Below are 13,188 nucleotides of genomic sequence, written 5' to 3'. Positions count from 1 at the left end.
CCGGTCAGGTCGTTCGGACCATACAGGTCGTTCAGACCAGGCCGAGGAACCGGACCATCTCGCGTTCGGCGCCGAGTTCCGCGACCGAGGCGTCGATCCGCTCGCGGGAGAACGTGTCGATCTCCAGGTCCGGCACGATCGTCCAGTCGCCCGCGGAGGTCGTGACCGGGAAGGAACAGACCAGTCCCTCCGGGACGCCGTAGGAGCCGTCGGACGCGACCCCCATCGACACCCAGTCGCCGTCCGGCGTGCCGTACAACCAGTCGCGGGCCGCGTCGATCGTCGCCGAGGCGGCCGAGGCCGCCGAGGACTTCCCCCGTGCCGCGATGATCGCGGTACCCCGGGCGGCGACCGTCGGGACGAAGGTGTCCTCGATCCATGCCCGGTCGCCGATCGCCTCGACGGCGGGGGTGCCGTCCACCTCGGCGTGGAACAGGTCCGGGTACTGGGTGGCCGAGTGGTTGCCCCACACCGACATCCGGCGCACCGCGGAGACCGGCCGCCCGGTCCGCTGCGCCACCTGTGCGATCGCCCGGTTGTGGTCGAGGCGGGTGAGCGCGGAGAACCGTTCGGCCGGGATGTCCGGGGCGTGGGCGGAGGCGATGAGGGCGTTCGTGTTCGCCGGGTTGCCGGTCACACCGACCCGCACGTCGGGCCCGGCCACCGCGTTGAGGGCGGCACCCTGGGCCGCGAAGACCGCGCCGTTGGCCTCGAGGAGATCACCACGCTCCATCCCCGGGCCGCGCGGCTTGGCGCCGACGAGGAGCGCGAGGTCCACGCGATCGAACACCACCCGCGGATCATCGCCGATCTCGACCCCGGCGAGGGTGGGGAAGGCGCAGTCGTCGAGCTCCATCACCACACCCTCGAGCGCGTCGAGCGCCTGGGGGATCTCCAGGAGCCGCAGTTCGACCGGCCGGTCACCGGCGAGCGCCCCGGAGGCCAGCCGGAACAGCAGGCTGTAGCCGATCTGCCCGGCGGCACCGGTGACGGCGACCTTCAGTGGCGCCGTCACGAGTTCGGCCCGACCGAGACGTAGAGGTCGGTGCGCATGGTCGCCGGGTCCGCGTCGGGGCCCGGTTCGGTCACGTACACCTCCCAGAACGGCATGCGCGGCGTGTGGCCGGTACCCGGGATCGCCGACATGAACGATTCCCAGGCGCCTCCCAGGCCCTCGTAGGGCCCCACGTAGGTCGTCGTCGCGACGAGACCGCCGGGCAGGGAGGAGGGTTCGACCTGCACCCCGCCCGCGGATTTCCGGGCCACAGGCAGCGCGTGGTCGAGTGCGAACCCGACCTCCAGGTCCATCGTCTCCGTCGGCATCCGGGTCATGAGCCCGTAGGCCGGACCGATGGGGGTGAGCTGGTGGTGTTCGAGCACCTCGGCGATCGCGGGATAGGCCTTGTCGTAGAAGCCCGCGATGTCCGCGAAGGGGACGTTCGTCCCGGACACGACGGCCGCGGGCGTCGCCGCCACCGTGATGATCCGCGGGTCGGCACCGGTCTCTTCTGTGCCGTTCGCTGCGGCGCCGGGCTCGGAGGTGGTCTGGTCGGACTGGGACATGGCGGGCTCCCGGGGTCTGGGTGGGCTGGATCACCTGTATCCAGAACGATCCTCCCCGCCACGGACCGTGTCAACGGCCGACGGATGCGCACCGACGTATCACCGATCCGCCACGTGTCGGATTACCGCGCCCGCGACACCTTTCGTAGTCTGGACCACATGACAGGTTCCGCGGGCGATGAGCGGCGTTCCGTCGCGCTGTTCGGCGCGACCGGATTCGTCGGCCGGCACGTCGCCCGCGCCCTCGAACGGCGCGGCGCCGAGGTCCGGCCGGTGCCGTCCCCGCAGGTGACGACGACCGCGCGGGACACCGCTTCCCTCGCCGCCGAGGCACCCTCCCACTCGGGCCTCACCGCGCGGTTGGTCGAGGAGGTCGCAGGCGCCTCGGTCGTGGTGAACGCGGCGGGGCTCGCCACGCCCACCGGTGGTGCCGACGACGGCCTGTACGGCGCAAACGCCCTCCTGCCCAGCCTGTTGTCCCGGGTGAGCGACGAGGTCGGCGCCCGGTTCGTGCACGTGAGCACGGCGGCCGTGCAGGGCCGCGCGCGGGTGCTCGACGAGTCGACGACCGTCCACCCCTTCAGCCCGTACTCCGCGTCGAAGGCACTCGGCGAACGAATGGTGCTCGCCCACCCCGGCCACGTCGTGTTCCGCCCGACCTCCGTCCAGGGCGCGGAACGACGCGTGACCGCCTCGCTCCGCCGGATCGCCCGGAGCAGACTCGCCTCGGTGGCGTCCCCCGGGACGGACCCCACCCCGCAGGTGCACGTCGACAACGTCGCCGACGCCATCGCCTTCACCGCCCTGTCCGAGGACCCGCCCCCGGCGATCGTCCTGCAGCCGGCGGACGGACTCACGACCGCATCCCTCCTCGAGATCCTCGGTGGGCACCGGCCGATCCGCGTCCCCCGCGTGTTCGCCCGGGGTGTCGTCGCCGGATTGTTCGGTGCCGGACGGATCGCCCCCCGCTTCACCGGGATCGCCCGCCGTGTCGAGATGCTGTGGTTCGGCCAGGACCAGGCCCCCGGCTGGCTGGACGGCCGGTGGGAACCGGTCGTCGGTCGCGCGGAGTGGGAAGCACTGGGGTGAATGAGCACTGGGGTGAATGAGCACTGGGTCGAATGAGCGCTGGGTCGATCGGACGGCCCCGGATCAGTGGTCGAGTGTCGCCACGACGAGGTCACCGGGTTCTCCACCGGCCTCCGCCCGGCACTCGCCGTCCCGGAACACCGCGGAGTGCCCGCCGGCGTCCGGGTAGGTCGTGCCGCACGGACCGGCCGCATTCGCGAACACCGTGAGCGCCCCGGTGAGCGCCGAGATGTGCCGACCACGCCGCTGCTGTTCGGGGATCTCGGCGGGCAGATGGACGACCCCGGCCAGATAGACGTCGAGGTCGTCGTCCGCGAGGGTCGCCAGGTCACGTGTTCGGCCGGTGATCTCTCCTCCACGGGTGCACTCTCCTCCACCGGCGCAATCCCCTCCACCGGCGCACCGGCCGACCGGACCACGGCGGCGTGTGCCCGCACGTTCGCACCCACGTCGAGCGGGGTGCAGACCGGCTGTGCGGCGACGATCCGGGTCCTCATACCCTCACCCTACGACCGTGGACACCGCAGAGGATTCCCTCCGGAGCTGCACCGTATTAGGATCTCATACATGTCCGCTCCGGATTGGCGCCACCGCGGCGAGTACATTCGGTCACGACGGAGGCGAAAGGGTTCCGAATCGGAAACCGACATCGAGCCGTTGTGGGCGAACGAGGCTAACAGGACCCCACCGCCGTCATCGTGTCTCCCGATCCGGCGTCCCGGTCAGGTGACACCGACGGGGTTATCGGTTGGTCGGACTCCGCGGGCTTTCTGATCACCGTCATCGTTCTCCGCAGCGAAGACGGACACCTGTGGGGCGTGAATGCCTGGAAGTCGAACCAGCGCGATGCCATGATCTACGAGAGGACGGAAGAACGATGAGCACCATCGAAGAACGACTCCGGAATGCTTCCGAAGAGGCCGAGGAACGACGTCACGAGCTCCTTCCGGACCCATTGCCGAATGACGTGTCCGCCACTCGACGCACCGGCGACGCCGCGCCGAAGCTCCTCACCGTTCGCCTGAGCGCGGACCAGCACGCCCGCCTGGCTGCGGCCGCAGCCGAACGCGACCTCCCCGTCTCCACCCTCGCACGGACCCTGCTCATGGAGGCGCTCGACGGTGGAACGAGCAGTGCGGTCGAAGCCGCCCTCGTCCACGCCCTCAAGGAGAATCTGCGTCCGGATCTCCTCCGATCGGCCTGACCGTCCCGGGATGACGGACGGGGCGCCTCGGGAGCGGATCACCCACTACCGTGTCGCGTGTCCGGCCCACATGATCGCCGGGCACGACGACCGTCCCGACGACCGGAGGATCCACCCGTGACTCAGACCGACTCCGCCACCGACCGCACCGCGCCGACCGACGTCCCGATCCTCCCCGTCCTCGCCAAGCGCTGGAGCCCCCGCGCCTACGACGGCACCACCCCGATCGACGAGACGAAGCTCGCGAGTGCGCTCGAGGCGGCCCGGTGGAGCCCCTCGGCCTTCAACCATCAGCCCTGGCGGTTCCTCGTGGCACGGCGGGGCACCGAGTCGCATGCGGCGCTCACGCGCACCCTCATCGACTTCAACGCCCAGTGGGCCCCGGCGGCCGGGGTCATCATCGTGACCGTCGCCGAGATGCACACCGAGGACGGCAAGCCCCGCGACACCGCCCCCTACGATCTCGGGCAGGCGGTCGCGCACCTGTCCGTCCAGGCCCACCACGACGGCCTGTTCGCCCACCAGATGACCGGGTTCGACGCCGCTGCCGTCCACCGTCACTTCGACCTGCCCGACCGGTTCGAGGTCGTCTCCCTCATCGCCCTCGGCGAGCTCGGCGACCCCTCCGCCCTTCCGGAGGCCACCCGCGCCCGCGAGACCGCCCCACGGGAACGTCGCCCCGTCGCGGAGTCCGTCCTCGTCGACGACTGAGCTGCCGAGGACTGGGCCGCCGCGGACCGGGACCGGTCCCGGAACTGCCTGCGGAGACGCCCTGCGGCCTCAGGTCAATCGCAGCGTCGTGATACAGGTCGGGTCGTCGGCCGAGACCGTCGACACGGGCGCCTCGCCGGCCCTCCCGGCGAGGGTGATCGTCACCGACCCCGTGAAACCGCGGGGCACCCACAGCCCCAGGAAGCCGTTGTCGTGGGTCCTCCGCGACTCGTCGACGAGCACGGTGCCGTCGTCACCGGTGAGCGTCACCTCGACCTCCGTGTCTCCCAACTCGCCCAGGCAGGTGGTGAGGCTGTGGAAGTGGCAGTCGTGCGTCTCCTGTTCGTACGGGGCGACGGCGATGTAGACCTCGTCGTCGGGCATCGCCACGGGCACCTGGGCTCCCGCACCGTCCGAGACCACGAGCGCTCCCGGCTGCACCGAGGCGAAGAGGTCCGCCGGTCGGTCGTCGACCGGCATCGCGTCCAACCGTTCGATGATCTCCACCGCGTCCAGCCCGTCCAGTCCGTGTTCCTCCAGAATTCCCGTGGCGGCGTCCGCGGTGACGGCATCACCCGCGGCCCCCGGGCCCGCGCCCGAGGTGCCCTGTCCCGGGACACACCCCGCTGCCAGTGCCGCCGCCAGAACAACACCGGCGACCGGACGGAGGAGTGGACGGCGAGGACCACGGCGAGGACCACGGTGGGGAACACGGTGGGGTACCCGGTGGGCGGACCCGGCGTCGATCGTCATGGGATCCATCGTGCGTCACCCGGTCTCACCAGGCCAAAAGCGCTGGCCGCCGGAAAGTGAGTGGTATCGGGGTCGGCATCGTCGGCTCTCCCCTCCCCGTCCTCCTCTTCCGGGTCTTGACCTTGACGTCGCGTCAACCTCTACCGTCGGAGACGTCACGAGAGGGGGACCGCATGAACGATCACACCGATCACGTCCCGGAGTTGTCGATCCGACAGGTCGCACGCCGAACGGGCACGACCAGTCGCACGTTGCGTCACTACGACCACATCGGTCTCCTGCGTCCGACGCGGATCGGCGCGAACGGCTACCGCATGTACGGGTCGACGGAACTCGTCCGTCTGCAGCAGATCCTGTTGCTGCGGGAGACCGGGCTCGGCCTCGACCGGATCGCACAGATCCTCGACGCACACACCGACCAGTCGGCGGCCCTGCGCTCCCACCTCACGTGGCTCCACACGGAACGCGACCGGATCGACCGGCGGATCGCCGCGGTCTTACGCACGGTTGCACGCATCGAGAGAGGGGAGGACCCCGTGAGCACCGACATGTTCGACGGGTTCGACAATTCGCGGTACGAGGACGAGGTCACCGAACGGTGGGGTGCCGAGGCCTACCGGAGGAGCAACGACTGGTGGACCGGTAGATCACCCGAGGAACGGGCGCGCCTGGGTGCCGAGAGCGAACGCCTCATCGCCGACTGGATCGCCGCCGGCAGCGCGGGAATCGATCCGAGCTCCGCCGAAGCACAGCACCTGGCCCAGCGCCAGGCCGACTGGCTCCGACAGTTCCCCGGTACGCCCGCCCACGACGGGACCGAGGCCGAGCACGCCGAGTACGTCCGCGCCCTGGGCGACATGTACGTCGCCGACACCCGTTTCACGGAGACCTACGGCGGCCCGGAGTCCGTCACCTTCGTCCGCGATGCCCTGCGGGTCTGGGCGGATCGCGCGGCAGGTGAGAGAGACGAGCAGGTGAGAGAGACGGGTGGGTGAGACGAGCGGGTGTGTGATGCTGACACCATGACCCACGAGTTCACCGCGCGGCTGCCGGTCACGGAACCCTTCGACGGTGCCGGCGTGCTCGCATGGATGGAACCACGCGCACTCCCCGGCGTCGAGGAGGTCGACGCGGACTCCTTCTCCCGGACCGTCCGGCTCCCGCACGGACCGGCGTGGTTCCGGGTCCGGATCGACAGCGGACGTGGCCCTGAACTCACCGCCCACCTGACCGACCCCGCCGACGAGGCGCTCCTCCTCTCCCTCGTCCGCCGCCTGTTCGACCTCGACACCGACCCCCGGGAGATCGACGGCGCGCTGGCTGCGGAACCCGTTCTCGCACCGCTCGTGGCCGAGGTCCCGGGAATCCGCGTCCCCGGTGCGGCCGATCCGCACGAGATGCTCGTCCGCGCGATGGTCGGTCAGCAGATCTCCGTCGCCGCGGCGCGCACGCACCTGACCCGCCTGGCCGAGGCGCTCGGCGAGCGGGTGGAGATCGCCGGGACCACCCGGCTCCTGTTCCCCACCGCCGAGGCGCTCGCCGCCGACGGGCACACCGTGCTCCGGGGCCCGACCCGCCGGGTCGCGGCGATCATCGGCGCGGCCGAGGCGCTCGCGGAAGGAAGCCTCGTGCTCGGTCCCGAGGACGACCCATTCGCCCAACGGCGTGCGCTCATGGAACTACCGGGAATCGGCGCGTGGACGGCCGACTACGTGCGGATGCGCGTCGCCCACGACCCTGATGTCCTGCTCCCCGGCGACCTCGTGCTCCGGCAGGGTGCTGAGCACGCCGGTGCCCCGGCCGCGCCGAAGGATCTGGCGACCTGGGCCGAACGCCTGGCTCCGTGGAGGTCCTACGCGAGTGCCCACTTCTGGAGGCATGCTCTGCGCGCCCGGAGAATGCGCTGACGCGTTCGGCCCGGTCAGGGTCCGCTCAGGGTCCGGTCACGGCGTCATGTCGTCGTGGAGGACGACACGACTGAGTTCGATCACCCCGCCGTCGAGTTCCCAGTAGTGCAGTCGTCGTGCCGCCGAGGTGTTCTGTTCCACTGCCGCCCGCCAGCTCCGGGCCCCGTCCGACGAACGGACAACGGGAGCGTCTTCACCTCCCGGTCCTGACCGCAATCGGTGGAGCTCGATCCCCGCGATGTCCTTGGCCCTCCCCGTGAGGACATGGACGACCGTCCGCATCACCTTGTCGAACTGCCCGTCGTCGAGAATCTCGAGAGACCCGACGAAGTCCGTCCCGACCCGATAGTCCTCCGGGAGCGGAAAGCGACTCTTCTCAGCGGCCTGGACGGTCTCGACCCAGGCGAGAAGGATCTCGTGGCGGATCCACCGCCCGGAATCCGGCCAACGATCACGGCGCTCGGAACGTGGAACCCGGGCGACCGTGGCCCGTGCGGCGCTCTTCCGTGCGCGGGCGGCTCCCTGCAACTCCGTCACCCTGGCCTGCAGACGACCGCGGGAGTCCTCACTGTCCCTCAGGTCGACCCGTAGTTTCTCCACTTCCACCTGCGCCGACCGCACGACGGCCGAATCCGACCCGGTGTTCTCCCGGGACAGTCGCGTGATCGCCACGGACATCTGCAGCACCTCCCGTCGGAGCGCGGTCAGCTGGTCGATGATCGCGCTGTCGTCGAAGTCCGCGACAACAGAGGCCATGTCGGCAGGGACGGAATCCGGACGAGTTTCGGTCGAGACCGCTGGTTCAGCAGTGTTCGAGCCTTCCTGGTCCTCCGAAAGCTCCGTCCTCGGAACTCGGTGTTCCTCTCTGAGCCAGGGACCGCCGTCGGCGACGATCGGCGGTGCCGGCCGCCGGGGCTCTTCATCTCCGACGTCGTGGAGGGTCACCGAGACCTCACCCTTGTCGTCGCGCCTCACCCGACAGGCGATGACGTCTCCGCGGATCAGCACGGTGGCCACGGGGACCTCTTCGGTGGAATCGTCGTCGGCCCCGGATTCTCCGAAGACATGACGTCTCCGCATGACGATGTCGTCGAGAGTCGGGTGGAGGGAAACCCACGCGCGCTTCTCGGTCACCTTCGTCACGCGGGCCAGATGGACGGCGCCGTCATCGAACCATGAGAGATCGACCTCAGCTTGTTCCGGGGAGAGGTCACGCCCACTGACCCAACCGTGCACTCGATCGCCGACCACGAGGGCATCGCGGAGGGAGAGACCGGGGTCGAGGAGATCGACGTTGACCGCGACCATGTCGCCGCTGTCCAGTTGCGCTGCCGTGCCCTCGGTACCGTCACCGACCAACAGCACCTTGCCCGAGGCCCATGTTCTCGACGGCTCGGTGCCTCCGGGGCCGTCGTCACCCGAATACTGCCGGAGCGCGTCATCGATCAGATCATCCGGGTGTGCCCACGGGAATCGGAGTGGTGACCGTTCGGCTCGGGGGTCGGAACCGAAGTCTGCCGGATAGGACCGAGCCGCACCGTTGAATACCTGTGTTCTGGCCGGGAGCAGTTCCTGGAACCGCTTCGACGGATCTCCTGTCCGTAAAGTGACGACTTCGGCAGTCCCGGACAACTCCCGCGCGATGTACTGCGGATCGAAGGCGAACGAACCATCCTCCTTCGTCGATATGACGACGATCGGCGCATCCCGGGAAGCCAACACCTCACGGGCCAGTGCTTCCGCCTCGTTCTCCGTGATGACATGGCGCATGCCCACCCCTTCCGAGCGATGTTCTCGATCAGTCTCACCCTACTCATGAGTCATCCGAGTTCTCCAGAGCTGTCCACGCCCGGTCCGCGCAGAACGGAAGGCTCGTGCACACACCCGCCCAGTTCTCGCGACACGACCGTCTCGCCCGTGCGTATCCTGGACCGACACGTGGGTGAGCCGCCCCGGAACGAGTGAGGGACCGACACGTGGATGAAGGGAAGGAGCTGCGTATGGACGCTGCCGAACGTCGCGATCTCGTCATCGACACCTTCGCGAGTCTCGCCCTCGAAGGGATGGAGCCGACCCGCCGTGATCTCGACGAAGCGCTGGAGTACATCGAAGGGCGCGTGACCATCGCCGAGCTCATCGAGCGCGCCAAGGAGCAGTACGGTGTCGGCTGACCCGCACGTGTACCCGGGGACCGAAGTCCTCAGAAACCTCCTCGACCTCCGGGATCCCCGCGAGTTGGAACACGCCGAGTACGTCTTCACCTGGCGTCGTCGGGTCGAGATGGAGGACGTCTTCGAATGGGCGGGAGAGCTGAGGACCGTGGCGATGGCCAAAGGCGATTCGACCTTCTTCGGTGGCGACTTCCGCCACGCCGCGGGTCACACGTTCGGATTCCTGAACGAGACCGCGCTCCTGAACGGAGAACCGTCCGACCAGGAGTTCGTCCGCGACGCCGCTGAACTCCTGTCTCGAATCAACTACATGCATCCCTTCCGCGAAGGCAACGGCCGGACTCAGCGCGCATTTCTCGATCTCGTCGCGGCCAGGGCCGGGAGGCGTCTCACCTGGAGGAACATTGGCAAGTTTGACAATGTTCGCGCTTCCGTCCGGGCGCACCGCGCAGGCAATGGGCGGCCGTTCGAATGGCTGATCGAGGAGATCCTCGCCCCACCGATGGACGGGATGGATCCGTTCACACATGACGTCTATCGGATCGGTGGCCCCCTCAGCTGATCAAGAGGGCCGGCGGATCAAGAGGACCGGCGGATCTGCGCCGTTCGGTCAGAACGGCGGGGGTCCGCTGCTGCCCCAGGCATCGGGGTCGTCCGGGTCGAGCTGCGGACACTTCCACGGGTCGACCCACGCAGTCGTGGCGTCGGTCGAGGACGTCATGGTGTCGGTCGTGGCCGCACTCCCGGCCGGTGCCTCATCAGGGGTCGTGGACACACCGGTCCCGTCGACCGACACACTGGTCCCTGAACCGTCTTCGCTTCCGGTTTCGGGGTCCGTATCGAGATTCCGCATCGCCTCGGCGTGGGCGGCATCGATCGGCCGGTCCGGCGGATGCACCGCGAAGGTCTCCTGGTACTCGAACTCCCACACCCGCGCACCATCCACCCGCGTGGACACACCACACCGCCGGTCCGTCTTCGCCTGATGATGCCTCTTACACAAAGGATGCAGATTCCCGAACACCGTCAACCCACCCCGACACGGATCCCCCAGATCGAACGGCTCGACATGATCGATCTCGCACCGATACGCCCGCCGGGTACACCCCGGCGCGGTACACATCTGCCACCTGGCACCCACCGCCACACGCACATCCCGCGACACCCGATAGGTTCTCGCCCGGGCATCCAGCGGAGTCCCGGTCGCCGGATCCGTGAGGATCCGCATCCACGTCGTACACCCGGCCGCGATCCGCCGCGCCATCTGGGCCGGGACCGGTGACCCGTCCGGCAGTAGTCCCGGCAGGTCACCATGCCCGGTCAGAGTCAGCGCCGGGACGGTCACGAGGACCGCGGCCTGCTGGGACAGGAAGTCCCGCGTCGCAGGCATGAGCACCCGCACCCACCGCACACACTCCTCAGCCTCGGTGTCCTCCGGCTCGGTCGCGTCCTCGGCATCGTCCTCACCCGAGTCCTCACCGGTGCTGTCACCGGCAGAGTCGTCGGTGGAGTCGCCGGGGACCCCGGCGCCACCGGACGTGTCGTCACCGATGGTCGCCGTCACCCCGTCGGTGGGATCCATCAGGTCACCGGTGTCCGCAGTGGGAATCGTGCGGACCTCGGTCTGCGGCACGGCCCCCTCGGCCAGATCGAACATGAGCGCACCCAAGGTCCGGTCATCAGCGATCCGCCGACCCTCCGGAACCTCGGCGAACGTCGCCGTGTCCGACTTCAGGATCGCCACCCCCGTCGCCTCCAAGCGTCGCTTCCACGCGAACACCCGCTCCAGATCCGCCGTGAACACCAACGACGCCGACCCATCAGGATTCGGCTGGAACCGCACATTCCGGGACCGGTGGGCCTTCACGGCACGATCCTCCGGCGTCTGCACCGTCGCGATCATCTCCCGCACCGTCTTCCTAAACGTCTCCAGGCTCACCTCGGCCCGCCGCCCGGCCAGATAATCATCGACCTCCCGCAGCACACCTGCCGGCAGCGTCTTGCACATCTGCCCGGCCGCCTCGACCTGCGAGAACGAGAACTCCCCGGCGATCGCCCGCGCGAAGAACCGCGGCAGACCGTGGACGAGCGTGAGACTCGAATAAGCCAGGGACGTGCACACCCGATCCGTCAACCGCAACTGCCCGGCCAGATGGGTGAGATCGACGACATCGACATGCGCCTTCACCCAATCCACCAACGACTGCGACACGTGCAGGTGCGGGAACGCCCGGGCCCCGGCCGCAGGACCTGCCGTAGCGGCGGCTTCCGCTTCCTTCCGGGACCGTTCCGCATCCCGCGCGGTCTCCTGTGCCACATCGAGAGCGTCCTGGATCTGCCCCAGACGGCACAGCACCTGCACACGCTGGGACTCGGCGTCCTCCAAGACGGCCCGTGCCTCACCGATCGTCTGCGGCAGCGGTTCCACCAGACGGGGAGCCGGATCGGTGAACAGATCCAGATACGTTCCACTCACCCCGGTCCACCACCGCTGTGCCTCCCGCCGCACGAACGAACCCCACGAGGCCGGCGGCACCCACTCGACCCCACCGGCCTCGACGTCCTCGCCGGACTCGTCTGACTCGTCACCGGCCGCACTGTCACCCACACCATCGCGGACGTCGACGGAACCCTGGTCGGCCACGTCGTCGGAGTCCTCCCCGGCACGGCCATCACGATCCTCGCCGGGCAGGTCCTCGTCGGGGCCCTCCTCGTCGGCCCAGTCCTCATCGGTGCCGAATCGCTCGAACAGGTCCTCTTCCGTCACACCCGAGTCGTGACCGGGTGCCGGTACCCAGAACGAGTAGGTCCAGGCCCCGAAGGCCGTCGAGGCGTGATCGGCCTCGCGGGTCATCACCGTGGTGAGCGCACATACCGCTTCGGCGTGGGTCGGGACCGTCGTCGCCGCCACCGCGGACAGGTACTCGGCCTCACCGGCCACATACGTCGACGCGACGAAATGGGCAGCGAGCGTGACCTTGAAAGCCTCCCGGGCCACGGCGACCCGCTCCTCGCAGACGGTCTCCTCGGCGAGCACCGCTTCGATGGTCGCCTCTGCGGCCAGCCAGGCCTGGTGCGCGGTCTTCGCAGTCTCCGCGGCCTTCTCGGCGGCGTCGAGCGTCGCAGCTGCCTTCTCCCACCGCTCGAGGACATCCGTGATGGTCTCGACCTGACCGGTCCAGTCGGCCAGGTCCTGCCGGGAGGCATGCCGGGGCCGCCCGACCCGCCGAGTAGTCGGATCCACCGGCGCCTCGCTCTCGCCCGCAGGGGTACTGCCTGCACGGCCGGTGGAATCGGTGGTAGTGCTGTCGTCCGCGCCCGCCGTGCCGGTGGCACCGAGGCAGGAATCGGGGTCTTCCTCACCGAACACGACGACCTCGGCGAGCAGGTAGTCGGCGATGGTCCGCATCCGCTCGAGACCGGCCCGGTCGAAAGCGGCGGCCTGGTCCTTGAGGACGGACAGGCGATGCCGGGCAGCAGCGCGACCGTTGCGGCTCCGGGGCGCGGAGTCGTCGGCACGCACACCGGTCGTGCCGTGTGTCGTGTCGTCGGTCGTCGCGGTCATCGTCACCACCCCTCACCCATCGGAACCGGTCCTCGTCGACCTGCACGATCCTCGACGCCCGGGCCGGAACGGGTTGTGTGAAAAGTCGCGGATCGCCGATGAGAATCGTACTGATGTTCTCGCGTTCGATTCTTTCACAATCGAACGCGACTGCATGTCACGATTCGATAACGACCAGAGATGATGCAGGACAGCACGACGGCCGGCCGGAACGAGCGTTCCGAC

13 protein-coding genes are annotated in these 13,188 nt (G+C 69.1%); 7 read left to right on the top strand and 6 right to left on the bottom strand.

All coding sequences use genetic code 11. The features are described from left to right. Positions 1-31 precede the first annotated feature (31 nt). Both AAD496_RS00880 and AAD496_RS00875 read right to left on the bottom strand, forming a co-directional pair. On the bottom strand, positions 32-1,015 hold the full coding sequence (locus AAD496_RS00880; RefSeq protein ID WP_349826736.1) for a malate dehydrogenase: 984 nt from the start codon (positions 1,013-1,015) through the stop codon (positions 32-34). Beyond that, a complete protein-coding gene (locus AAD496_RS00875; protein ID WP_349826735.1) occupies positions 1,012-1,563 on the bottom strand; it encodes a GyrI-like domain-containing protein in 552 nt (183 codons plus the stop codon). The genes AAD496_RS00880 and AAD496_RS00875 overlap by 4 nt, the downstream gene beginning before the upstream one ends. A gap of 159 nt (positions 1,564-1,722) precedes the next feature. Here AAD496_RS00875 and AAD496_RS00870 point away from each other — a divergent pair, with 159 nt between their 5' ends. After that, positions 1,723-2,652 carry an NAD-dependent epimerase/dehydratase family protein gene (locus AAD496_RS00870; RefSeq protein WP_349826734.1) on the top strand — a complete coding sequence of 310 codons (930 nt, stop codon included), beginning with the start codon at positions 1,723-1,725 and terminating at the stop codon, positions 2,650-2,652. 63 nt (positions 2,653-2,715) lie between these two features. Here the strand turns inward: AAD496_RS00870 and AAD496_RS00865 are convergent, their stop codons facing one another. Beyond that, positions 2,716-2,856, bottom strand: coding sequence for a hypothetical protein (locus AAD496_RS00865; RefSeq protein ID WP_349826733.1), 141 nt, complete (start codon positions 2,854-2,856; stop codon positions 2,716-2,718). 673 nt (positions 2,857-3,529) lie between these two features. On the opposite strand from AAD496_RS00865, the gene AAD496_RS00860 reads away from it, so the two are divergent. Both AAD496_RS00860 and AAD496_RS00855 read left to right on the top strand, forming a co-directional pair. Continuing rightward, positions 3,530-3,856 (top strand): hypothetical protein, encoded by a 327-nt coding sequence (locus AAD496_RS00860; protein ID WP_349826732.1) that lies wholly within the window; start codon positions 3,530-3,532, stop codon positions 3,854-3,856. A gap of 117 nt (positions 3,857-3,973) precedes the next feature. Continuing rightward, on the top strand, positions 3,974-4,567 hold the full coding sequence (locus AAD496_RS00855; RefSeq protein WP_349826731.1) for a nitroreductase family protein: 594 nt from the start codon (positions 3,974-3,976) through the stop codon (positions 4,565-4,567). A gap of 69 nt (positions 4,568-4,636) precedes the next feature. Here AAD496_RS00855 and AAD496_RS00850 read toward each other — a convergent pair whose 3' ends face one another. Then, on the bottom strand, positions 4,637-5,320 hold the full coding sequence (locus AAD496_RS00850; protein WP_349826730.1) for a CueP family metal-binding protein: 684 nt from the start codon (positions 5,318-5,320) through the stop codon (positions 4,637-4,639). A gap of 173 nt (positions 5,321-5,493) precedes the next feature. Here AAD496_RS00850 and AAD496_RS00845 point away from each other — a divergent pair, with 173 nt between their 5' ends. Together AAD496_RS00845 and AAD496_RS00840 are read left to right on the top strand one after the other, a co-directional pair. Then, positions 5,494-6,315: a MerR family transcriptional regulator gene (locus tag AAD496_RS00845; RefSeq protein WP_349826729.1), complete on the top strand. Its 822-nt coding sequence runs from the start codon at positions 5,494-5,496 to the stop codon at positions 6,313-6,315. Between the two features lie 27 nt (positions 6,316-6,342). Then, positions 6,343-7,227, top strand: a complete 885-nt coding sequence (locus AAD496_RS00840) for a DNA-3-methyladenine glycosylase family protein (RefSeq protein WP_349826728.1) — start codon at positions 6,343-6,345, stop codon at positions 7,225-7,227. A 36-nt stretch (positions 7,228-7,263) separates the two neighbouring features. On the opposite strand, the gene AAD496_RS00835 is transcribed toward AAD496_RS00840, so the two are convergent. Beyond that, positions 7,264-8,997 carry a hypothetical protein gene (locus AAD496_RS00835; RefSeq protein ID WP_349826727.1) on the bottom strand — a complete coding sequence of 578 codons (1,734 nt, stop codon included), beginning with the start codon at positions 8,995-8,997 and terminating at the stop codon, positions 7,264-7,266. A gap of 230 nt (positions 8,998-9,227) precedes the next feature. Between AAD496_RS00835 and AAD496_RS00830 the strand changes: the two genes are divergently transcribed. Beyond that, positions 9,228-9,398, top strand: a complete 171-nt coding sequence (locus tag AAD496_RS00830; protein WP_349826726.1) for an antitoxin VbhA family protein — start codon at positions 9,228-9,230, stop codon at positions 9,396-9,398. Then, positions 9,388-9,960, top strand: a complete 573-nt coding sequence (locus AAD496_RS00825; RefSeq protein ID WP_349826725.1) for a Fic/DOC family protein — start codon at positions 9,388-9,390, stop codon at positions 9,958-9,960. The genes AAD496_RS00830 and AAD496_RS00825 overlap by 11 nt, the downstream gene beginning before the upstream one ends. A 48-nt stretch (positions 9,961-10,008) precedes the next feature. Here the strand turns inward: AAD496_RS00825 and AAD496_RS00820 are convergent, their stop codons facing one another. After that, positions 10,009-12,963 carry an HNH endonuclease signature motif containing protein gene (locus AAD496_RS00820; protein ID WP_349826724.1) on the bottom strand — a complete coding sequence of 985 codons (2,955 nt, stop codon included), beginning with the start codon at positions 12,961-12,963 and terminating at the stop codon, positions 10,009-10,011. Positions 12,964-13,188 lie beyond the last annotated feature (225 nt).

It is taken from the genome of Brevibacterium litoralis, from assembly GCF_040212315.1.
In the GTDB taxonomy this organism is placed as follows: domain Bacteria; phylum Actinomycetota; class Actinomycetes; order Actinomycetales; family Brevibacteriaceae; genus Brevibacterium; species Brevibacterium litoralis.
The sequence above is the reverse complement of the archived record's forward strand: the minus strand, read 5'-3'. Positions and strand labels throughout refer to the sequence as shown.